This window comes from Sphaerochaeta sp. S2, from assembly GCF_016406725.1.
In the GTDB taxonomy this organism is placed as follows: Bacteria; Spirochaetota; Spirochaetia; order Sphaerochaetales; family Sphaerochaetaceae; genus Sphaerochaeta.
This window is the reverse complement of sequence record NZ_JAEKNT010000067.1, coordinates 1-1,176: the sequence shown is the minus strand read 5'-3', so window position 1 is coordinate 1,176 and position 1,176 is coordinate 1. Positions and strand designations below refer to the sequence as shown.

Sequence of the window (1,176 nt, the reverse complement as noted above, 5' to 3'; positions counted from 1 at the left end):
CCTAGAAGCTACACAAAAACCGATGAAGTTATTGCTGACCAAAAACCATTGTCTGATTTCGGGATCTTTGCAGAGATATGCGATTTTTCTAAGCACATCCAGAAATTCATACTTATCAGATGCAATATCACTTTGAATTATCTTCTCTGCAATGAGTTCATCCATCTTTTCTTCAATTATCAGCTTGTTATCAATAGCAGTTGTTTTTGATAAGTATGCAATATATCCTTTGACAATATCAGATCTATGTATAGCTAAACGATCGGCATTCAGCTGTCTAGCTTTATGGGTTTGGTTTCTTAATTCGAGCTTATCAAAATCTAGTATTGTTTCTGAAAGAATATCAATTTGATGTCGCGGCGACATTGGTTTCTGCCCATTATTCAATGTAATCATCCGATATAGGAGTTTGTCCATGGAAGGAGCTATTAGAATATTTAGATGTAGCCTCCGCTTTTCATATTTACTTTTCTCGCTATCCGCCAATTCCTCATAGGCTTGCTTTATAGCATTCAATCGTTGGATACCATCAAGAATAAAAGCATTTTTTATGTTGTCATTAATATATGATTCATTCACTACTACGCTATCTTCTTCTTTGATGAATGCAATTACGATCGCTGGTATAATACAGCCTTTCTTTAAATCTTCTCTTAGGCGCCCATAAAAATTTGTTTTTTGCAAATTTCGTTGAATATCTAGTCTTTGAATCAGTGGATATAACTCTTTGATGCTAGATAAATAATCGGTGTAGCCAACAAAATATTTCGCATTTAACACTTCATCTTCAAGTGGGCTATTGTAGATAGTAATTGGCATTAGGACCCCTCTTATATAATCATAATTATCGAGTCGAAGCTTAGTATATCATTCAAAGAAGTATTGTGCCAGAAAGAATTCTTGAGTCAGCATTGAGTCAGCAATACTTAATGAAGTTGAAATTGAATCATTCCTTTATGAACCAGATAATCTATTCTTCAATACTAATTCATGTTATGCAAAACAAACCATGCCGGACGAGAAGAGAAAACCCATCATACATGTCATACCAGCCAGGCGACATTTCAAGCGAATACGTGTGGCCCTGTACTGCCGTGTGAGCACACAAATGGAGCGACAGCTTCAGAGTCTTTCGGCCCAGATGGACTTCGAGAAAGAGGACATCCTGGATAATCC

The 1,176-nt window shown here is 36.3% G+C and carries 1 protein-coding gene; it reads right to left on the bottom strand.

Annotated features, from left to right (window positions below; translation table 11 throughout):
• Positions 1-819 (bottom strand): hypothetical protein (locus tag JF818_RS01680; RefSeq protein WP_198890261.1); only part of this gene is annotated, 819 nt, incomplete at its 3' end.
• Positions 820-1,176 lie beyond the last annotated feature (357 nt).